The 21,693-nt window shown below is 36.1% G+C and carries 15 protein-coding genes and 2 pseudogenes; 6 read left to right on the top strand and 11 right to left on the bottom strand.

Annotation, left to right across the window (positions count from 1 at the left end; all coding sequences use genetic code 11):
- The 8 genes and pseudogenes from CLU97_RS19720 to hutH form a co-directional block, all read right to left on the bottom strand.
- The gene (locus CLU97_RS19720; RefSeq protein WP_121489437.1) at positions 1 to 366 is read right to left on the bottom strand and encodes a hypothetical protein; all 366 of its coding nucleotides are present in this window, start codon (positions 364 to 366) and stop codon (positions 1 to 3) included.
- Positions 363 to 2,000 carry a C45 family autoproteolytic acyltransferase/hydolase gene (locus tag CLU97_RS19725; protein WP_228437866.1) on the bottom strand — a complete coding sequence of 546 codons (1,638 nt, stop codon included), beginning with the start codon at positions 1,998 to 2,000 and terminating at the stop codon, positions 363 to 365. Before CLU97_RS19725 ends, CLU97_RS19720 begins: the two co-directional genes overlap by 4 nt.
- A 37-nt stretch (positions 2,001 to 2,037) precedes the next feature.
- Positions 2,038 to 3,578: pseudogene (locus CLU97_RS19730) on the bottom strand (phytoene desaturase family protein).
- Between the two features lie 159 nt (positions 3,579 to 3,737).
- Positions 3,738 to 4,622, bottom strand: coding sequence for a lipid A biosynthesis acyltransferase (locus CLU97_RS19735; RefSeq protein ID WP_121489439.1), 885 nt, complete (start codon positions 4,620 to 4,622; stop codon positions 3,738 to 3,740).
- 120 nt (positions 4,623 to 4,742) lie between these two features.
- Positions 4,743 to 4,997 carry an acyl carrier protein gene (locus tag CLU97_RS19740; RefSeq protein WP_034692469.1) on the bottom strand — a complete coding sequence of 85 codons (255 nt, stop codon included), beginning with the start codon at positions 4,995 to 4,997 and terminating at the stop codon, positions 4,743 to 4,745.
- 4 nt (positions 4,998 to 5,001) lie between these two features.
- Positions 5,002 to 6,222, bottom strand: coding sequence for a beta-ketoacyl-[acyl-carrier-protein] synthase family protein (locus CLU97_RS19745; protein WP_121489440.1), 1,221 nt, complete (start codon positions 6,220 to 6,222; stop codon positions 5,002 to 5,004).
- Position 6,223: 1 nt separating this feature from the next.
- A complete protein-coding gene (gene fabG, locus CLU97_RS19750; RefSeq protein ID WP_121489441.1) occupies positions 6,224 to 6,955 on the bottom strand; it encodes a 3-oxoacyl-ACP reductase FabG in 732 nt (243 codons plus the stop codon).
- Positions 6,956 to 7,036: 81 nt separating this feature from the next.
- Positions 7,037 to 8,557, bottom strand: a complete 1,521-nt coding sequence (gene hutH, locus CLU97_RS19755) for a histidine ammonia-lyase (RefSeq protein ID WP_183084618.1) — start codon at positions 8,555 to 8,557, stop codon at positions 7,037 to 7,039.
- Between the two features lie 98 nt (positions 8,558 to 8,655).
- Here hutH and CLU97_RS19760 point away from each other — a divergent pair, with 98 nt between their 5' ends.
- On the top strand, positions 8,656 to 9,912 hold the full coding sequence (locus CLU97_RS19760; RefSeq protein ID WP_121489443.1) for an NAD(P)/FAD-dependent oxidoreductase: 1,257 nt from the start codon (positions 8,656 to 8,658) through the stop codon (positions 9,910 to 9,912).
- A gap of 32 nt (positions 9,913 to 9,944) precedes the next feature.
- Here the strand turns inward: CLU97_RS19760 and CLU97_RS19765 are convergent, their stop codons facing one another.
- The 3 genes from CLU97_RS19765 to CLU97_RS19775 all read right to left on the bottom strand — a co-directional run bounded on the left by CLU97_RS19765 (position 9,945) and on the right by CLU97_RS19775 (position 13,701).
- Positions 9,945 to 10,553 (bottom strand): hypothetical protein, encoded by a 609-nt coding sequence (locus CLU97_RS19765; RefSeq protein WP_121489444.1) that lies wholly within the window; start codon positions 10,551 to 10,553, stop codon positions 9,945 to 9,947.
- Between the two features lie 75 nt (positions 10,554 to 10,628).
- Positions 10,629 to 11,921 carry a phenylacetate--CoA ligase family protein gene (locus tag CLU97_RS19770; protein ID WP_121489445.1) on the bottom strand — a complete coding sequence of 431 codons (1,293 nt, stop codon included), beginning with the start codon at positions 11,919 to 11,921 and terminating at the stop codon, positions 10,629 to 10,631.
- Between the two features lie 91 nt (positions 11,922 to 12,012).
- A complete protein-coding gene (locus tag CLU97_RS19775; protein ID WP_121489446.1) occupies positions 12,013 to 13,701 on the bottom strand; it encodes a M23 family metallopeptidase in 1,689 nt (562 codons plus the stop codon).
- Positions 13,702 to 13,935: 234 nt separating this feature from the next.
- On the opposite strand from CLU97_RS19775, the gene CLU97_RS19780 reads away from it, so the two are divergent.
- The 5 genes and pseudogenes from CLU97_RS19780 (at position 13,936) to ileS (ending at position 21,665) form a co-directional block, all read left to right on the top strand.
- A complete protein-coding gene (locus CLU97_RS19780) occupies positions 13,936 to 16,581 on the top strand; it encodes a hypothetical protein (protein WP_147436525.1) in 2,646 nt (881 codons plus the stop codon).
- 12 nt (positions 16,582 to 16,593) lie between these two features.
- Entirely contained in the window at positions 16,594 to 16,911 is a 318-nt protein-coding gene (locus CLU97_RS19785; protein WP_121489448.1) for a YrhB domain-containing protein, read from the top strand.
- 109 nt (positions 16,912 to 17,020) lie between these two features.
- Positions 17,021 to 17,359, top strand: coding sequence for a YrhB domain-containing protein (locus CLU97_RS19790; protein ID WP_121489449.1), 339 nt, complete (start codon positions 17,021 to 17,023; stop codon positions 17,357 to 17,359).
- Between the two features lie 211 nt (positions 17,360 to 17,570).
- Positions 17,571 to 17,699, top strand: a complete 129-nt coding sequence (locus tag CLU97_RS24250; protein ID WP_262690602.1) for a hypothetical protein — start codon at positions 17,571 to 17,573, stop codon at positions 17,697 to 17,699.
- Positions 17,700 to 18,270: 571 nt separating this feature from the next.
- Positions 18,271 to 21,665 (top strand): annotated as a pseudogene (gene ileS / locus CLU97_RS19795) (isoleucine--tRNA ligase).
- Positions 21,666 to 21,693: the final 28 nt, after the last annotated feature.

Here is a 21,693-nt window from a genome sequence, read left to right on the forward strand (position 1 = left end):
TTATTTAAAAACCACATCAGAAAATGATAATGGAGTCATCATGATGGTGACAAATATCGCAATAATTACTAAAGCCAGCTGTGTTATATGATAGGTTTTTTCTCTTTCGTCTTCGTTGATTTCAAAGGTAAATTTTATTTTATCCGGTCTTCTGATAATCAGCCAGATAAAGAAAAGGATAACCAAATTCATCAGTATAGGGAATACAAGAAATATTTTGCTTCCATAATTGTCTTTCAGGTTTCCGTAACCATGAATTGTGATGGTATCCGGTATTGAGCTGTATACGGTGCACAAATACACTGAATAACAGACGATAATAACAAAAGGAGTGCAGAACAGCAGTTTTATATATTTAGGGATCATTTCAGTTTCTTTAAAGTTTTCTTCAGGTATTTTTCTACATTTTCCCTGTCCGGAACGGTTGTAATTTCTTTTGTCAAAGCTTTTTCAAACTCAGTTTTTGCTTTTGAATATTCTTTTTTGTTGAAATAATATTTCCCGGATTGATAATACACCAGCCAAAAATCAGGGTTCATAGCCTTATAAGAGGTAATAACATCATCTGTCAACAATGTATTTTTATCATTGACAGCTGCATTGATTTCTTTGCCATACATTTTAGACAATTCATAATTTTTGAATTCTTTGGAATCAACAAATGGATCTCTTATGATATTAAATTCTGTTTTCGCCTGGAGACTTTGTCCCACATTTTTACCGGAAAAAATTTCATTCAAATCATAACATACAAATTCTCCCAGCTGATAGGGATTGGAAGAAACCCAAACCCATTTTTTCTGAGGCGAAAATATAACGGCATGGTGAGCCAAAAGCTGATTAAGGGCTTTTTCATTGCCATAGCCAATACTTTTATCTTGTAAGCCGGATCTATTTCTTAAAATGGAAGCCATCTTTTCAGGGGTAATCTTCTTTTCTTCCTGCAAAAGCTCCTGCAATTTTTCATAACGGTATTCAGAATGACTTTCTTCAATCTGTTTCAGATTTCTTTTATCATCTTTATAAGCCTCAGACTGAAAATGATTAGTACAAAGAATCTTGCTTGTATTCTGTACTTTGTACACTCCGAAATTTTTAGGTGAAACCTCAATAATGACAGCATTTTTATCAGCAGCACTTCCCACAAGAATGGATTCTGAAACGAATACTTTCCTTTTTTTAGCAATAGCAATAGCATCGTCTATATTTTTAGCATACTGCAGTATTTCTCTGGTAACAAAGGAAATAGGAGTTTTTGCCGTCAAAGGGATTTTTGATTTTCCGGCGTTAATAGTTACTGTAATACCTTCTTTATTCATCCCGGAAACTACCCCGATCATTCCCGGCCAGCTTACGGACATGTAAGGAATTCCTTCTTCCGGCTGAACAAATTCCACCAGCTTATTTTTGGCAAAATCATCTCCTACATAAAAATCGAAATTTCTACCGATCAGCAGATCTCCGTCTTCGGTATTTTCGTTCCATACAGCGAGAGAACTACAGCCTACCATGGCTAGGTCCTGCATAGCATGCCCAATATCATGAGCACCGTGCAGATAAAGGTTTCTTAAATATTTGGGAGCAATAAAGTCATACTGGTCAGATGAATATTGTGACAAACCATATAATTCTGCCTGATAATCTTCCCTTACATTAAGGTACATTTTTCTGTTGTACCATTTTAAAAAGCCCCTCAACAGCCTTTGTTTGAATTTTGACGGCACAAAACCTTCCACTTTTGAAAAGAAAATGCTTTCCTGTTTCTGCATTAAGCTTTGCGTCAATGCACCGTTGTTATAGCCAAGCTGTAAAGGATTTCCTTTAATATAAAGCTCCCAGAGCTGCTGTTTGTTTTTGGTAAGATAATTCTGATTGTAGCTGAAAGTGCTGTCGTTGATTTTATTTACTTTCGGAACCTCCAGAGAGTATTCTTTCACATCAGGAATATGTTTAAGAGACTTCGATATTCCGCAGGAAGTGAGGAAAAAACAAAAAATCAGATAAAAAAGAGCCCTTTTATAAGATAGATGAAACGTATTATTTTTTTTCACTTTGGTTTTTATTAATCATTTGTGTCAGCCTCATATCAATTGTTTCTTTTCCCAGAATCTCTGCGCAGGTATTAAAAGCCCCAATGGTAACCCCTAAAATCCCATGCATATTAACAGATTGCCCGGTAAGAAACAGGTTGTCAATTTTGGTACGGGGAGAAACCATTGTTTTAAGGGGTTCTCCGAGCATTTCATATATCCGTACATATTTCCTTCAAAGTTCCCGATATAGTCTCTGTAGGACAAGGGAGAAGAAGTATATATTGTTTTAATGGCATGCCTTAGATTGGGAATTTTCTTTTCTAAAGCATCCAGCATTTTTTCTGTTTTTTCAAGTTTAAATCTTTCATAAGCAGCTCCTCTTTCATGTTCATCTGCTACGGTATTGAAAGTATTTTCCCATTCTTTCACCTCATCAAAATCCATATAAGAAATAGCAGTAAGGCTTTCTGCGAATTCAGGGTGGTGCTTTGAAGGCGTAGAGGAAAGCATATACGTTTCCGGCCATGCTTCTTTCTTATAGCGGAATGCATTCCAAACCAGGTCTTCTGATGAATAATGGTATCTGTTGTAATTAAAATTCGGTAGGCTGTGAGGCTGTAAAACCAGATAAATGCTAAAGCATGATGAAACCGGTTTCCAGCTTAAAACTCTGTTCAGAAAGGACTTTTTCAGCCTCTCCTCTCCTATCAGCTTAATGGTGGAACGGATTTCAATATTGGAAATAAATTGTTTTGCGGAGTATTCTTTTCCTGTTTTTGTTTTTACAGAAGTGAGTGTATTATTTTCATTAAAAATGAATTCAGAAACTTCCGAGTGTTTGTGCACTTCTGCTCCATATTCCCGAAGCTTTCTGATCAGAAGTTTAGAGATCTGGCTTCCTCCTTTTACACATTTGCAGGCACTTTGTATGTAAGAGTTTACTGTTAAAGCATGTACATAAAAAGGAACATTTTCAGAGTCTCCGGCATATAAAAAATTGGATCCCAGTAAAACCGACTGAAGTTTTTTGTTATGGGTAACAGATTCTATGAATCTTTTGGTGTTAAGATGCAGAATTTCTTCGTTGTAGCTGTCTTTTCCCACCACATGATATCTCGGAAACTGGCTGCATACATACTGAATTTCTTCACAGTAGTTTTCAAGGTTTTCTTTTTCTTCCGGAAAATATTTGGAAAGCTGTTCCACGAAATTCTCATAGCCCTGTGCATGCGGATACTCTGTTTCATCATCTCCAAAACTGATTCTGTCATAGCCGTCTTCATCCATCAGATGCAACTCAAGATCATCTATGATTTCAAGATAGGAAAAGAACTGGTTCAGATTCTGGCCTTTGGATAAGCCTCCCAGATAATGAACTCCTGTATCAAAGATAAGTTTGTCCCGTGAAAAGGTCTGCAAATTTCCCCCATATTGGTTATTTTTCTCCAGAACGCATACTTTCAGGCCTTCTTTCGCCAAAATAAGAGCTGAAACAAGACCTCCCAATCCGCTGCCGATTACAAGTATGTCGTATGCTTTCTTCAAAAGAGAATGTGCTTTTAATAATTAAGAAACAGGGAATTTAAGACATTTAAAGATTACTTTGGTCAAGCAAGCATAGAAATTTTGTAAGTGATCTTAAATTTCGGTAAATCTTAATGGTTTTTAGTTTTTTATTCGTTTTATGGGATAAAAATAGAAAAATTAATCAACATCATCCCAAAAATCAAAATAATTAAACCATTGAAGCGGATATTTTTTCACCATAGTTTCAAGATTATCGACATAAGACTGTAAAAGTCCCTGTGAATCACGGTTTTTGATATTCCGGGCTACTCTTGCATACAGATGGTAATGAAGATTTTTCTCTTTCATCACATAAACATATACTACGGGAACGCCTAATCTTGAGGCGATCAAAAACGGGCCAGCCGGAAATTTAGCACTTTTCCCGAGCAATTCTGCCTCCAGATATTTGGATCCTTCAAAATAACGGTCTCCTGTAAAACAAATCAATTCATTTTCAGACAGTGCTTTATTGATCTCAAAGATATGAGACATGTCTTCTTTTACATAAATGAATTTGATAGTGCTTTCTTTTACGGCAACACTTTCCAGATATTCCTTAATTACAGTTACTTCCTGGTCTGTAGTTACCAGATTAATCTGACAGTCGAAGTCGATGTCCGCGAAAAAATGTTCTGCAATTTCAAAATTACCGATATGGGCACTGATCAGCACGCCTCCTTTTTTTGCGGCTAAAAGGTTTCTGAGGTTTTCAATACCATCAAACTCATAGGTATATTTTTCTCTGAGTCCGGCAGAAATAGCAGTTTTATCAATCAAAACTTTTCCAAAAGTAAAATAGCTTTTAAATATAGAAGCTTTGGATTTCCAGTATCCGTAGTTCAGTCTTTTCTGAAAGTAATAAAGAATGTATTGGTTGCTTTTCTTCTGGAATAATGAGTAATAGGCTGCCACAAAGTAAAGCACGCCATATGAACTTCTGATTCCGATATTTCTAATACACCAGACGAATATTCTGTATCCGAGTACTGTTCCTTTAGATTTACCTTTCCACTTGTTCATATATAGAATTTATGATAACAGAGAACCAATGTAATAATACCTTTTTTAAAGCGATCGTTACCGGATCACTGTGATATTATTACATTGGCACATTTTATAGAATAAAGATTTACTCAATAACTAAGCGTTTTTTTCAGCAATCTTATGTTCAATTGTTGTATAGAAATCATCAAATGTTACCATTTTCTTGAAATCTGCTTCTCCTAATTTCACCCCGAAATTGGATTCAATCACGACTACCATGTCGATATAATCTAAGCTGTCTAAGCCCAGTGTATTTTTAAGGTTGGCATCATTACTGATTTCGTCTCCATCAACCTCAAATTCGTTGACCAGAAAATCATTAACAATAGCAACAATTTTTTCCCTTTCCATGTTTTTAATCAAATTTTTTAACTATTAGTGCAGAATTGGTTCCCCCAAACCCAAAAGAATTCGACAAAAATACATCAATTTTTTGATTTTTTGTTTTTGCGACTAAATTTATCTTTTTCGCCTCATTATCAGGATTTTCCAGGTTAATATTTGGAGCTACAAAATCATTCTGCATCATCAGAATAGAGTAGATAACTTCACTGGCACCTGCCATCCAGCATTCATGTCCGGTCATAGATTTGGTAGAACTTACCGGAACTTCACTTCCAAAGATCTCATAAATGGCTTTTGCTTCATTGGCATCACCAATCGGAGTAGAAGTTGCATGAGCATTGATATAATCGATGTCTGAAGCTTTTAATCCTGACTGTTTTAACGCTCTATCCATTGCTAAAGCCGGGCCGTCCACATTGGGCGTTGAAATATGTCCCCCGTTTGAAGAGAATCCATACCCAATAATTTCTGCAATGATCGAAGCTCCTCTCCTTTGTGCAGATTCTAAGCTTTCTACGATCAGACTGGCCGCACCACCACTTGGAATCAATCCGTCTCTTTTTGCATCGAAAGGTCTGGATGCTTTTGTGGGTTCATCTTCTTTGGCTGAGAACACTCCCAATCCGTCAAAACTTGCCATGGAATATTTGTTGGTTTCCTGTGCACCACCACAGATGATCATATCCTGAAAACCATTTTTAATCATCATATAAGCCAGTCCCAGAGAATGAGATCCGCTTGCACATGCTGCACTGATGGTAAGATTAATTCCTTTCAGCTTAAAAATGGTAGAAAGGTTCATCGTTACAGTTGAATTCATTGATTTGAAGATCGCTCCCGATCCCATCAATGTTGTATCTTTCTTTTCCCTTGCAATATCAATAGATTCTACCACTGCCTGGGAAACACTGTCGTTTCCGTATAGAATTCCCACTTCATGAGAATCTAAGAATTCTTCATCCAGATTGGCCTGTTTTAAAGCATCAATGGTAGCCAGATAAGCATATTCGCTTTCTTCCCCCATGCTGATGCGCTGGCGTCTGTTTAAAAGGTTTTTCAGATCTGGCTTCGGAACAACTCCTGTAAGACCTGACCTGAAACCGAATTCTTTTCTGTCCGGATCTAAAACAATACCGGATTTTCCTTGATATAGGGATTCCCTGACCTCTTCTAAAGACGTCCCGATGCAGGAATAAATTCCCATTCCGGTAATTACAACCCTATTTTCCATGTTATGAATAAATTCCTCCGTTAATATTAATCACTTCTCCTGTAATGTAAGAAGATTTTTTAGATGCTAAAAATGCCACAAGATCTGCCACTTCTTCTGCTTCCCCGAATCTGTTGGCTGGAATCATTGCTTTCAGTTCTTCTTCATTAAAATCCTGAGTCATATCTGTTTTGATAAAACCTGGAGCTACGGCATTTACTGTAACGTTTCTTTTGGCAACTTCCTGAGCAAGAGCTTTTGTAGCCCCCACCAAAGCACCTTTTGCTGCAGAATAATTCGTTTGACCAGCTGTTCCTTTTACTCCTGATACGGAAACCATATTGATGATTCTTCCGTATTTGTTGCGAAGCAGCTTTTGGATAAAGAAATTGGTTACATTGAAGAATCCGTCCAGACTTGTATTGATCACATTATTCCAGTCTTCTTTCTGCATCCACATAAAAAGACCGTCTCTTGTAATTCCGGCATTATTGACGATCACTTCTACTACGGCATCAGGATTTTTCTCCTGCCATTCCGTTAAAACAGCTTGTGTTTCTTCGGTATTTCCTACATCAAATTTAAGAATTTCTCCCGTAGCTCCCAGTTCTTTCACTTTAGCCAACGTTTCGTTTGCTGCCGTTTCGTTTGAAGCGTAGTTGATAAGGATGTGATAGTTTTTTTCTTCAGCCAGTTTTATACAGATTGCCCTCCCGATTCCTCTGGAGCCTCCTGTTACAATTGCACATTTCATGCGTTAGTGTTTATATCGTTTTTAGTTTTTAACTTGGATTATATGTACTTTTTTAAAAAGACAATTCACGGCGGTCAATAGTTACATTCCTTTCAGATATTTCTTTACTTCCTCCAGATACGGATACATAACCATATCATCAGAGAAAGCAGGAATAATCTTTCTGATATCATCATAGAGCTCTTTTGTAGATGATGAAACTTTATTCTGGAATCCAAGATATTCCACAGCCTGAATGATCGTAATGGCTTCAATAGCCAATACTTCGAAGGCATTTTCAATTACTTTTCTGCAGATCACCGCAGCATTGGTTCCCATACTAACGATATCCTGATTATCATTATTGTTTGGAATACTGTGAACGTACATTGGATTTGACAGCATCTGGCTTTCTGCTGTAGTAGAAGTTGCCGTAAACTGTACACCCTGCATCCCGAAATTGAAACCTAATTTACCTAAGTTCACAAAAGGAGGCAAAATTTCATTGATTTTAGCATTCAGAAGATAGTTTAGCTGTCTTTCTGCAAGCATTGTCAATTTAGTAACCACGATTTTAAGTTTGTCCATTTCCAGAGAGATATAATCTCCATGGAAGTTTCCTCCGTGGTAAACATGCTGGTCTTCAACGTTGATAATTGGGTTATCATTCGCTGAATTGATTTCATTTTCAAGAACTTTTTCTGTATATTCCAACGTATCCAATACCGGACCTAAAATCTGAGGAACACATCTTAAAGAATAATATTCCTGAACTTTTTCCTTGAATACTTTTTCCTGTTCTTCAAAATGGGTATAAAGATGATCTTCTCTTTTTCTGATCAGTTTACTGTCTGCCAGATGAGCACGCATTCTTTCTGCCACTTTCTGCTGACCGTAATGTTTTTTCGTTCCGTTCAGTGCTTCTGACAAGTGATCATCATAAGCCTGTACAATTTCATTGATTGCACAAGAAAGTCTTAGGGAAATACCGGTAAGCTGATTCGCTTTATAAGCATTCACAATACCAATCCCTGACATTACGGAAGTTCCGTTCATCAAAGCAAGACCTTCACGGATCTCTACTTTTATCGGTTCTAACCCTTCTGTTTCAAAAACGTCTTTGGTAGATTTTCTTTCTCCCTTATAAAATACTTCACCTTCTCCAATTAATACCAAAGCCAGGTGAGCCAGCTGAACAAGGTCACCGCTTGCTCCTACTCCTCCATGTTCAAAAATCAATGGAGTAATATCTCTATTGATCAGTTCCTGAAGAAGATAAATAACAGACTGGTGCACTCCTGAATTCCCTAATGATAAGGTATTCAGTCTTGCCAGCATGCATGCTTTCACTTCTTCCGCAGGCAAAGGATTTCCGATTCCTGAAGAGTGGCTTCTGATGAGGTTATACTGAAGCTGGTGTGTATCTTCATCGCTGATTTTAAACTGAGCCATAGGCCCAAAACCAGTGTTCACACCGTATATTACTTTATTTTTTGAAAACTCCTTTAAAAACTGAAAACTATTATCCACTCTTGATAAAAGTGATTCATCCAGTTCTATTTTTTCATTCTCAATGATAATTTTTTGAAAGTCTTTCAGTTCTAAAAAGTTATTTATTTTCATCAATTAAAAGTAATAGTTGATAATTTTGTAAAATATTAATTATTTGTCACTAATTTTGCGGCAAAGATAAAAGTTATTATTAAAATAAAAAATCAAAGATGAGCAAAGAATCTGTTGACGTTCTTGTAATCGGAGCCGGACCTTCCGGATGCGTGTCTTCTTCGTACCTGAAGAACAATAACGTCAGCGTAAAAGTAGTCGAAAAAACGAAATTCCCAAGACTGGTAGTCGGAGAAAGCTTAATTCCCAGGGTGATGGATCACTTTGATGAGGCGGGACTTTTCCCTGCATTAGACAAAATGGGCTTTGAAAAAAAGCTGGGAGCACGTTTCCTTCGTGGTGACGAAGTCTGCATTTTTGATTTCAGTAACAAATTCGGGGAAGGCTGGGACTGGACCTGGCAGGTTCCGAGAGCTGATTTTGATAATACTCTTGCTCAGGAGGTCATTAATAAAGGGATTGATCTTGAATTTGAAACCGAAGTTATTGACATTAAATTTGATGGAACAAATTCTGTGACTACGGTAAGAAGTAAGGATGGAGAAACGAAAGAGATCCATGCTAAATTTGTGATTGATTCCAGCGGTTACGGAAGAGTACTACCTCGTTTATTAGATCTTGAGAAGCCTTCAAAACTATCTCCTCATTCTGCTATTTTCTCCCATGTGAATGATATTAACAGAGAACCTGGAGAAGAAGGAACTTTGATTTCTTTTGATATTATTGAAACAGAGGTATGGCTTTGGGTAATTCCTTTTTCCAATGGGAATACCAGCGTAGGAATTGTAGGCCCTACTGAATATATTGACAAATTATCTGAAAATGGAGATCCTGCTGAAGCTTTGAGAAAGGCGATTTCTCTTTCTGATTATTATGTAAAACGTTTTGGAGAGGTAGATTTCCTTTTTGAACCTAGACATCTGAAAGATTATTCATGTTCTGTTAAAAGTTTATTCGGAGAAGGATTTGCTTTAACAGGGAATGCTTCAGAATTCCTTGATCCAGTATTTTCTTCGGGAATGGCTTTTGCTACAGAATCCGGAATGTTGGCTGCAAAACTGGCATTAAGACAATTAAACGGAGAAAAAATAGACTGGCAGACCGAATACTCAGACTATATTTTATACGGTGTAGATGTTTTCACCACGTATGTAAAAGAATGGTATACCGGAAATCTTCAGGAATTGTTCTTTCACCAGCCGGAAAACCCGGATGTAAAGAAAAAAATCTGTGCTGTTTTAGCAGGTTATGTGTGGAATAAAGACAATCCTTTTGTAAAAAAGCACGATACAGTTATTAAAAATCTTGCGAATCTGATCAAATTAGAAAAACAGGAACAGCAAAATCAAGCATAAAAAAACGGTCTGAAAGTTCAGACCGTTTTTTGTTATTTTAAAGATTTTTTAATTTCTCTTCCCAGGTATCTTCCAGTAGATTCATAAGCTGCCGCTATTCTCCCGTACTCCATTACAAATTCTTCATTCTGCACAAATTTATCAAACTTTTTAAGCTCTATTTCAGCTAAAACAGCAGAAGGATTATTGGTTTCCACCAGTTTTATTTTGCCCGTTATTTCTGCAGTCATTGCGGTAAGCCCTGCATGCCAGCCCGGGAAAATCCAGTTGGTCTCTATCATTAGTGTATATTTTGCAGAGGTATCTTTTTTAAATGAAATATTTTTGTAGGTTTTATTCAGTCCCTTTGCAAAATAGTCTGCATAATATCCATTTTTATATTTTTCCCATTCTTCAATCCACTTTTTCCAGGCTTCTACTCCTCTTTTAGGATTGTCAAGAACTTGTTTTTTCCGGTTTTCAAGGTATTGAGCTTCTGTAATATTTTCTTTCATAAACAGAACGTTCTCAAATTTAACCTCAACATTTACTTCGGCCTGATCTTTCAGAACACCCAGACTTCCGGCAACTATTTTCATTTTCTCCTGTCCAAAAGCTGTAGTCATTATAACGATAAAGACCAGCAAGAATAATTTTTTCATATGGTATTAGTTTTCTATTTTAAGAGGTCAAAGATATCACAAAAGGAAGTTTCTATTGACTCATTAATTTTAATTTTATCTTAAATCAATAAAAGTGATTGGCTTTCTGCTGTTTGGATTAAAAACAGTTTTGGACAGAATATCAAAGTCTATGATTTCAATTTTCGGACTTACCCTTAATTTTGCACGGAAGTGATCTCTTACTTCATTGACAAACCCTTCATGTTCCGCTTCAGTACTTAATTTGATGATAATTTCATCCAGACCGATTTCGTTAGCCTGAATAACGATTTGATAACATAAAATGTTGTTAAAATCATTCAATATATCATTCATTGCAGGCGGATACAGTGTTGTTCCTTTATATTTGATCATTTGTTGTTTTCTACCTACTACAGGTCCTAACCTCATCGTATTTCTTCCGCATTGGCATGGTTCATAATGGGCTTTTACAAGGTCTCCTGTCTTAAACCTCAACAAAGGAATAGCTTCTACTCCCAAAGTTGTAATCGTCAGCTCACCATTTTCTCCTTCTTTTACCGGATTCCCTTCATCATCAAGAATTTCTGTAATAATGAGTTCCGGGTGATGGTGTCCTCCAATCTGAAATTCACATTCTGTGAAAGCGGTACTCATTTCAGTAGAAGCATACGTTGAAAAGAGTTTGATATCCCACTTTTCTTTGATTTTCTGCGAAAGAATATTATCTGTAAAATCCTGGTTTTTGATGCTTTCACCAATACATACAGCCCCGTAAACACTGGAATTTTTATAATCCAATCCGTGTTTCTCCGCATAATCAATCATTTTCAGCAGAAAAGAAGGCACGGTGATCAGATATTTAGGTTTATATCTGAAAATAGAATCCCACTGAAGTTCAGGAATTCCAGGCCCCATTCTTACCACACTTGCCCCCATTTTTCTTAAACCCAGAAAATAAGCAAGACCTGCCATAAACCGTTTGTCTATGGTGGTAATCATCTGAACTACATCTCCTTTTTGAATCCCGGCACAGGCAAAAGATATCGCTTCATTGTACGCCAGTCTTTCAAGATCACTGTCGGACAATCCGAAAGTAACCGGATCTCCCAATGTTCCGGAAGTGGTACTGTAATCGACAATTTTATCCGGTGTGATGCAGAAAAAATCATGATTATACTGCTGAAGGTCATTTTTTGTAGTGGTAGGAATCTTCTGAAGATCTTCCAACGTATGGATATCTGCAATATTGATATTATTTTCTTTGAACAGTTTCTGGTAAAAGGGGGAATGAGTTTCAAGATAGCTCAAAAGCTCATGAAGTTTTTCTTCCTGAAATGTTTTGATTTCCTGAATCCCTGCTTTCTCGATTAACGGATGAAATTCCAATGATTTTAATTTTTAAAAGGCAAATTTATTTAAAATTATAAGACTGTAGGAAGTATTCATGTAAAATGTATTCATGATTTCAGCTACAGTTTTATCTTTGAAACGTAAAGGTTTGTGTATTGGTATTTCCTGCTGTATTCACTGTTGTTACTTTCAAAGTATGAGAACCCGATCCTTTTGGACATTTTTCGTCAAATGCATAGACAAAATTATCTTTTACACGGGCAAACCGAAGCCATTTCCCATCCAATTCAGCACGGAATGAAATAATATCTCCTGTTTTCTCTGCTCCTTTTAACAATAAAGAATTGTTATTAACTATTGTTCCTTCTGCCCAACTTGATGAAACAGACGGAAGACTATTGTCAATCAACAGTTTCGCTGTACCCAATCTATTGAATTTTCCTTCTGCCCAATCGCCATTCCAATTTACCTTGACAACGGTTTTATCACTGCCATAATCAAGGAGGATAACGGCTTTGTCTTTTTCTGTGTTCGTTAATTTTCTATTGGGTTTTATTCTCAAAGTATATTCATCCTGAACGGGAATGTACGGACTTTGTAAAACAATGCTATTTGAAACGGCATTAGGATCGGTATCCGGCTTTTCATAAGCATTAAAGTTTACAGCATCATAGATGGCATTTTTACTAAAAGCAATCTCTGCATTTTCTGTGGTAATGGTTTTTCCTTCGTTAGCCATTATTGTTTTTGTCGTAGAAGCTATTTTGTCTGAGGTTTTACTTAATTGAAGTTTTGTTGTTAAACGGCTTGTATTTCCTTTTACATCTTTCAGGACAATTTCAATAGTATGAACATTTTCATCCTGAAGTTTGATAAACCCGGTTGAATTTGGAAGACTATAATTCTGCATTTTCATGCCCGGTAAATCAGATAAATGCTGAATTCCCATTTTATCTCTGATAAATTTAGGATAATCTATACAACCGTTGATATATCGCGTGTCATCATAGTGGATTTTATCAATTTTAAAACTATAAATCAGCTTGCCATCCATCAATAATTCTGCATTATAAATACCCAGATTAAAACCTTGATTAGCTTTATCAACGGCTTTAATGGCAAAACTTATTTCCGGAGAATTAACTTGTACAAGATTGGAGGTATAAACATTTCCAGCTTTTTTTACTGCAATTCCGTTCGCTCCGGGTTCATAAGTACTGAAACGCCGGTCATACCAGTATAATCCGCTTATAATGGGTGCTATATTATCAGGAATAGTAAAACCAAAAAGTTGAGGATTAAGACACTCTTCTGTTTTAGTATCTCTTATTTCGAAATGAAGGTGTGGGCCTGCGGATCCTCCGGTATTTCCACTCAAAGCAATCTGTTGCCCTTTCTGTACAGGAAACTGTCCGGGTTGAAAAGTAATGTCCTGTTCCCACTTTTCGTCTTTATATTGTTTTTCCTTTACATACTCATCCAGTTGATTGAAATATTTGTTCAGGTGGACATATACCGTAGTATACCCATTGGGATGCGTGATGTACACTGCATTTCCAAAGCCATATCGTTCAACTTTGATTCTGCTCACATAGCCGTCTGCTGCTGCAAGAACCGGTAAATTCTCCTGGCTATTGGTTCTCAGATCCAGCCCCATGTGAAAATGATTCGTCCGCACAGCACCAAAATTGGCAGCCAGCTGCATGGGAATATTGAGGGGATTCCTAAAATAATTCTGAGGGTAATTATTTTGAGCCTGTACAATGCTCGTATTGATAAAACAAACAAAAAGCATCAGGTGATAAAATATTTTCATACAGCATTTGGGTTTATACATCTATTTAAATGTACAAAATTCCGGCCAATGAGCGGTTGCAATCATAATCTCTTTTTAGAATCACTTTTATTTTTATACGCCAAGTTTTGTCGTTACCAGCATTGATATTTGCCCTATCAAGGTTCAGATAAAACGAGCAGGAATACTCCTGTTGATCTGAAATGATACACCAACAACCAGAACATAAAATAGTATTAATGAAAAAACTTAAAGATGAATTTTAAAGACCCTTTAAAAAGGATGGACGATTTTGATAAGATCAGTCGGGAAATATGGGCAGATATGAAAGGTGAAAAAGTGGCTACCAATTCCATAGAACCTTTTTTCACCAACCTTTGGGTGGATGAAGGAAAACTTTTCAGAGTATTGGCTTCTTCAACAGATTTCAACACTTATCTTTTCGATGCAAGGAAAAACTTTATCAATTATTCGCAAGAATTAGAAAAAGTAAATCTGAAAGAAATCCCTCCTGCGAAAATTGACAACGTAAGGGTAAAGGCCAAGATGATTGAAAAATTAGTCATACAGGAGCCTAAAATAGACCCGAAACAGTTTGAAAACTCTTTTTTAGAACGTATTGATAAAAAAGTATGGGTCAATGTAAGCCCAGGCTATATTGATCCTAAAAACTACACCCATCACACAGAAATAGGAATCAGAGAAAGAAACATTAGCTGTACCATCAATATTCCTTATCGTGAATATAACAGAGAAGCCACCCAGACCGTAATAAACGAAGTAGAAACCACTATAAGCTATTCTTCGAAATCACCTGATGCGATAAAAATTAACCTCAGCGATGTGGAAGATTATATGGATGTGATCACTTATCTTTTTCCTTATCACCGAGAGATGGCGCAAGTAGGCCTTATCGCTCATTTTGAGGAGGCAGGAAACGGGCTTACCACAATTGATGATCTGATGTTTTTCTATAATCAGCTTCCTAATTTCGCCCTAACAGGAGTAGATTACAAAGGAAAAGCAAAGAAGCTTTCAGATGAAATGCTATGGGATCATTTTTTACAGTTCTTAAATTTTGATTCTCAATTGCTTCGCGATGTAGACTCAATAGGGAAAGCGGCGGCCGTGGCAATAGAACCCTTCAGAGATAAAAGCCGATATGCCATCCGTATTCTTACCGCTATTTCCGGAGAATTTGTTTATAAAAAGATTAAAAATGATCCTAAGCTCATTCTTCACATTTATCATTCTTTAGATGGGGAAAGTGTGTATATAGGAAAAGGTATTATTTCGGATACCAATCAGGTTGCCCATGGGCAGATGTTTGAAAACAAAGAGCTTTTTGTAATTTATGTAATGGCTTTCATGCAGGCTCAGCACGCCATGGATGACGCTCATCAGCCTTTGCAAAGAGGTTCTCTTTTCGCATTGGGAGTCAGCAGAGATTCTGACATCATAGAAAGACATTGTGAGCTTACAGGATATTTCATGGAAGGAGATCCTGATAACACTGTCACCTTAATCAATACCGTAAAAGTCTTTAATCTAAAAACAAAGGAAATTGAAGCTGAAAATGAGATTGAAAACGGAGAATTCAGACCTCTGGACATGCTGCATCTCAAAGTGTATGAAAAAGCAAAACTTTCTTCCGGCAAGATTCAAACTCTTGAAACAGATACTGAAGTTCCGGCATTATTTCTTTATCATATTGCACAAAAAAAGGCAGTAGAGGATGCATTGAGATGTTTGCGTGTTGCTGCAGATCTTATGGTGATATCAGCCAGTCTTGCGACTATAGAATCCGGAGTATCGGGGTTACCTTTATATGTAACTTATGCCGATATTGGGGTTGCCCTTTCAGATTTTTATATAGAGACTCAGCTCAGAGATGAACTTCAAATGACTACCAAAGGGCAAGATCTTTTAAAATTATGGGATAATATTTATATGGTTCAGGGCACAACAAGTGCCATGGCGAGCATGCTGCCTAAGGCAGAAAAAGCACTGGATGCTACCGTAGAAGTATTATACACTTCCAGATATCCGCGTCAACAGGAAAGCATACAAAAGTTAATCAAAAATACATTATATTCGTTTCCTTTAAGGAATTATTCTAAAAATGGATTAAATGTTCTTTCAAAAGCCAGCGTTGAAAAGGCTATCACACATTCTTCTGATTTTGAGAAGCTGAAAGTGTTTTTTATTGAGAATGCAGCGAAAGAAATAGGAGTACTTCATAAAGGAAAATTGCTTTTCAAAGGAGAATCTCCTGCAAGGACGGATATTTTTTTAGATTATGTCTATAGAAAAGCAGGTGGAAATTTAGCTAAGCTTGAAGAAGAGTTTGGCAGACTTGCCGGAATGGCGGAAAACCTTCCTATTTCTAACAAAATTATAACAGTAGAAAAATTTGAGACAGGATTAAAAGCACTCCAAGAGTCTAATATTACAGCTGAAAATGCAATAGATTTTATTGATGAAGCAAGAATTTATTTTAACCACAAAATTATTATTAATGCAAAAGGTGAGAAGGAAATTGTACAAATAGGAAATGATAATTGTGTGGAAGTTGTGAAAGTAGTTGAAGAATTTTTTAGAACAGGAAAGATTAATACAGCTACTTTTTCAGAAGCCCAACAATATCGGGAATTAGAAAAATTGTATAATGGTAGATTTGATACATACAAACTCGGAACATTGAGAACTAAAGAAGAAATCATGCCTATAGGAACTAGAGGTATATTACTCTGCGAAAGAGGCCCTGGATTAAAGTCTCATGTTATCAACATAACAAAGGTAGAAAAAGATAGATTAAAATATATTGAAGGACAAGTCATGTCTAATGAGCTAAACTTATTAGGTGAATTTGTAACATTTAAATTTTTAAAAACAAATTAAATATAGATTCATATGCTAACAGAAATAGAAATTATCAAAATTGCGAATGATTATTTAAAAAAGAAAGAACAAAAAGGTGGAATTGAGTTAGCTATTCAAGAGGAGCTTTCAATCAAAAAAAATTACGGAATAATATTCTCCTATAATTCTAAAGAATATATAGAGACCAAAGATGAAGGAGCATCATTAATAGGTAACTCATCTTTTTTAGTTGAAAATAAAACAGGAAAAATTGTAGTATTTGGAACAAATAGATCAGATGACTACTACATTCAGGAATACGAAGCAGGAAGATGGCCGGATATAACAAGACTTAGTGACTTAGAATAATTCACAGCCACCTTCGGGTGGCTTTTGCATTTTTAGTAAATTAGATTATTGTTATTGGATAAATAAAGGTTATTTCCATGACTGAAGAGCATAAAACATTACATCATTTATGTCAGGCAAAAGTGAAATAAGCCTAATAGCAAAAAAATTATACATTATGTTATCAGAAAATGAAATAATAGAAATTGCTAATACTTATTTAACAACTCTAGAACCTAAAATTGGTGAACCTCTTATTCTTCCACAGGAATTAATGATTAAAAAAAATTATGGTATATACTTTATATATCACTCAAAAAAATATTGGGAAACTAAAAATTGGGAAGAAAAACTTTTAGGGAATGCCCCTTTTTTAGTAGAAAAGAGCACTGGAAAAATAATAGAATTTGGAACAAATAGAAGTATGGAGGAATATATTAAAGAATACGAAGCAGGAAAATATTCTTAATTTTTTTAAATTAAACTTTATCCATTTGAATTAATATGCTAACAGACAACAAAATGCTAGAAATAGCTAATAAATATGTCAATCAAATAGGTCAGAAAATAAATATTGAGCTTATAGTTTTTAGCGAAACTAAAAAAGTTATGGGAATGTTTATGGTTATGTCGCCAAAGATTCTACAAAACATCGCTTAGCAGGCAATGGCCCATTTCTCGTGAAAAATGACACGGGTATATTCATTCAGTTTGGAACCTCTGATGATGTAGAATATTATTTAAATGGATATGAAGATGGTACATGGAAACCCAGCATTCATGAAGTTTGGGATCCTAATCAAAATTAATATTCATAAAATCCACATGCTAACAGAACAAGAAGTAATAGAAACCGCAAAAGACTATATAAAAAATTAAGTCAAAAATGGGAAATAGAACTTACTATTGTCGAAGAACGTTCAATTCAAAAAGGGTATGGTATCATATTTTATTTTAACTCGAAAAAGTTTGTAGAAGACAGAATAGAAAAAGCCAAACTAATAGGCTGCTCCCCGTTCCTGGTAGAAAATAAGACTGGTAAAATTATAGTGTTTGGGACAAATAGATCCATTGACTACTACATTCAGGAATACGAAGCAGGCAGATGGCCAGATATAACAAAGCTCAGTGACTTAGAATAATTTACAGCCACCTTCGGGTGGCTTTTTTTATAGATATACGGCTTCAGTTTCATACTCAAAACAGTCAGAAAAATTCACCTATTCACCTATTCACCATTCACTTTTTCTCACTTTCTTCATTTATATTTCTGAAATTGAACTTTTTAATAGAAATTACCTAAATAAAACATATATTATAAACCGACAAATTTTAGTAAATTTGCAGACTTAATTAATCAACGATATTGAGATATTTACAATGAGCCAATTTAAAGAATACAAAAACCTCAACCTTATTGACGTAGCAGAGAATGTAGCGGAATTTTGGAAACAAAATAAAACTTTCAATAAGAGTGTTGAGATTCGTCAGGGAAATCCTGAGTTTGTTTTTTATGAAGGTCCGCCTTCAGCAAACGGTATGCCTGGAATTCACCACGTAATGGCAAGAGCATTGAAAGATATTTTCTGCCGTTACCAGACGCAAAACGGAAAACAGGTTTTCCGTAAAGCAGGCTGGGATACGCATGGTCTTCCTGTGGAACTGGGTGTAGAAAAAGAATTAGGAATCACTAAAGAAGATATTGGCAAAAAAATCTCTATTGAAGACTACAACAAAGCTTGCCGTGAAGCAGTAATGCGTTATACTGATGTTTGGAATAACCTTACCGAGAAAATCGGATATTGGGTAGACCTTGATGATCCGTACATCACGTACAAGTCAAAATATATGGAAACCGTTTGGTGGTTATTAAAGCAGTTATACAGCAAAGACTTGCTGTATAAAGGATATACTATCCAGCCTTACTCTCCGAAAGCAGGAACAGGACTTTCTTCTCACGAGCTAAATCAGCCCGGAACCTATCGTGATGTTTCAGATACTACCGTTGTAGCTCAGTTTAAAGTAAAAAAGACTCTTCAGCATTATTCAATGATGTGGACGGAGATGTACATATCCTTGCATGGACGACGACTCCATGGACGCTTCCATCCAATACGGCTCTTACTGTAGGTAGAGATATTGAATATGTTGTGGTGAAAACTTTCAATCAATATACATTTGAACCTGTAACAGTTGTGTTATCAAGTGTTCTTTTACCTAAGGTTTTCGGTAAAAAATATACAGAAGGTACAGATGAAGATTTTGCCAACTATACTCCGGAAACCAAAGTAATTCCTTTCAGAATATTAAAAGAATTTACAGGAGAAAAACTTGTCGATACAAGGTATGAGCAATTAGTTCCTTGGTTTACGCCAAACGACAACCCTGAGAATGCATTCAGAGTGATCTTAGGAGATTTCGTAACCACTGAGGATGGTACTGGTATCGTTCACACAGCACCTACTTTTGGTGCGGATGATGCGAGAGTTGCTAAAATGGCTCAACCAGAAATTCCTCCAATGTTGGTAAAAGATGAAAATGATAATCTTGTACCGTTGGTAGATTTACAGGGTAGATTCATCAAAGGAGAAAATGTTCCAGAGGTATTCTCCGGAACTTATATCAAAAATGAATACTACGATGAGGGAACTGCTCCTGAGAAGTCATGGGATGTAGAACTTGCGATCCTGTTGAAAACAGAAAACAAGGCCTTCAAAGTAGAGAAATATGTCCACTCTTATCCACATTGCTGGAGAACAGATAAGCCGGTATTGTATTATCCTTTGGATTCCTGGTTTGTAAAAATGACCGCCGTAAAAGACAGACTTGTTAATTTGAACAAAGAAATCAACTGGAAACCAAAAGCTACCGGAGAAGGACGTTTCGCCAATTGGTTAGAAAATGTGAACGACTGGAACCTTTCCCGTTCAAGATATTGGGGTATTCCGTTGCCAATCTGGAGAACAGATGATTTGAAAGAAGAAAAGATCATCGGTTCTGTAGAAGAATTATACAACGAAATCGAAAAATCAATCGCAGCTGGACTGATGACTGAAAACCCTTTCAAAGGTTTCATCATCGGAAATATGGCTGAGTCTAATTATGAGCTTGTGGATCTTCACAAAAACGTAGTAGACAAAGTAGTATTGGTTTCTGATTCAGGAAAAGCAATGAGACGTGAAAGCGACTTGATCGATGTTTGGTTCGATTCAGGTTCTATGCCTTATGCGCAGTTGCATTATCCTTTTGAAAACAAAGAATTAATAGACAATAATAAAGCATTCCCTGCTGATTTCATCGCAGAAGGTGTAGACCAAACGCGTGGATGGTTCTATACACTCCATGCCATCGGAACTGCGGTATTTGATTCTGTTGCTTATAAAAATGTAATGAGTAATGGTCTTGTTCTGGATAAGAACGGACAAAAAATGTCAAAACGTTTAGGAAACGCAGTAGATCCATTCGAAACACTTTCTGTATACGGGCCGGATGCTACCCGTTGGTACATGATCTCCAATGCCAACCCATGGGAAAACCTGAAGTTTGACATTGAAGGAATCGACGAAGTAAGAAGAAAGTTCTTCGGAACACTTTATAATACCTATTCATTCTTTGCTTTATATGCGAATGTAGACGGCTTCAACTATTCGGAAAAAGAAGTGGAGAATCGTCCGGAAATTGACAGATGGATCCTATCTGAGCTCAATCTTCTCATCAAGGAAGTAAAAGCTTTCTATGAAGATTATGAACCAACAAGAGTAGCAAGAGCAATCAGCAACTTTGTAAATGATAACTTAAGCAACTGGTATGTAAGATTGTGCAGAAGACGTTTCTGGAAAGGAGATTATTCTGACGATAAGATCTCTGCTTACCAGACTTTATACACTTGTCTTGAGACCGTTGCAAAACTTTCTGCTCCTATTGCTCCGTTCTTTATGGATCAGTTATATCAGGATTTAAATAAAGTAACAGGTAAAGAAAACTGTGAATCTGTACACCTTACAGACTTCCCGGTAGCTGATGAAAGCTTAATTGATCAGGATCTGGTTGAAAAAACACACTTGGCTCAGAACATTACAAGTATGGTTTTCTCTTTAAGAAAAAAAGAAAATGTAAAAGTTCGTCAGCCATTACAAAAAGTATTGGTTCCTGTATTGGATGCTAAAGCAGAAGAACAGATTCTTGCTGTTGCAGACCTTATCAAACAGGAAGTAAACGTGAAAGAATTACAGTTAATCAATGCTGAAGAAGCTTCACATTTAATTGTAAAACAGATAAAACCGAACTTCAAAGCGCTTGGTCCTAAACTAGGAAAAGATATGAAGATAGTAGGTGCTGAGATTAGCAATCTTGCTGCAGAACAGATTTCAACTCTTGAAAAAGAAGGAAAACTGGATGTTCAGGGATATGAAATTACCCTTGATGATGTGGAAATTTCTACAAAAGATATCCCGGGATGGACAGTTACTTCCGATGGAAAAACAACTGTGGCATTAGATTTGACGTTAACCGATGAATTAAAATCTGAAGGTATCGCAAGAGAGTTCATCAACAGAATTCAAAACCTGCGAAAAGATAAAGACTTTGAACTGACAGACAGAATTTCAATCACATTAGAAGAAAGCTCTCCTTTCTTGAATGAGATTAAGAAAAATGAAGAATATATTTCTTCTGAAGTCTTGTCAAATAAAATAGAAATTGTATCTTCACTTTCAAATTTTAACGAAATCGAAATAGATGAGGTTAATTTTAAGATAAATGTTGAAAAAAATTAACCTGTAGTTATTATATTTCAAATTCCAT

This window comes from Chryseobacterium sp. 7, assembly GCF_003663845.1.
GTDB lineage: Bacteria > Bacteroidota > Bacteroidia > Flavobacteriales > Weeksellaceae > Chryseobacterium.